Source organism: Burkholderia sp. SIMBA_051, from assembly GCF_046534915.1.
GTDB classification, from domain to species: Bacteria; Pseudomonadota; Gammaproteobacteria; order Burkholderiales; family Burkholderiaceae; genus Burkholderia; species Burkholderia ambifaria.
Map to the genome: position 1 here is coordinate 1 of NZ_JAWRXS010000044.1, position 523 is coordinate 523.

The 523-nt window shown below is 46.8% G+C and carries 1 protein-coding gene; it reads left to right on the forward strand.

Annotation, left to right across the window (positions count from 1 at the left end; translation table 11 throughout):
- Window positions 1–523 (forward strand): 3'-5' exonuclease (locus tag SB771_RS33450; RefSeq protein ID WP_410721846.1); only part of this gene is annotated, 523 nt, incomplete at both ends.

Below are 523 nucleotides of genomic sequence, written 5' to 3' on the forward strand. Positions count from 1 at the left end.
GAAGAAGGTAAACCGGTTATCCGTCTGTTCAAAAAAGAAAACGGTGAATTCAAAATCGAACACGACCGTACCTTCCGTCCGTACATCTACGCGCTGCTGAAAGACGACTCTAAAATCGAAGAAGTTAAAAAAATCACCGCGGAACGTCACGGTAAAATCGTTCGTATCGTTGACGCGGAAAAAGTTGAAAAAAAATTCCTGGGTCGTCCGATCACCGTTTGGCGTCTGTACTTCGAACACCCGCAGGACGTTCCGACCATCCGTGAAAAAATCCGTGAACACTCTGCGGTTGTTGACATCTTCGAATACGACATCCCGTTCGCGAAACGTTACCTGATCGACAAAGGTCTGATCCCGATGGAAGGTGACGAAGAACTGAAACTGCTGGCGTTCGACATCGAAACCCTGTACAAGGAAGGTGAAGAATTCGGTAAAGGTCCGATCATCATGATCTCTTACGCGGACGAAGAAGAAGCGAAAGTTATCACCTGGAAAAAAATCGACCTGCCGTACGTTGAAGTTG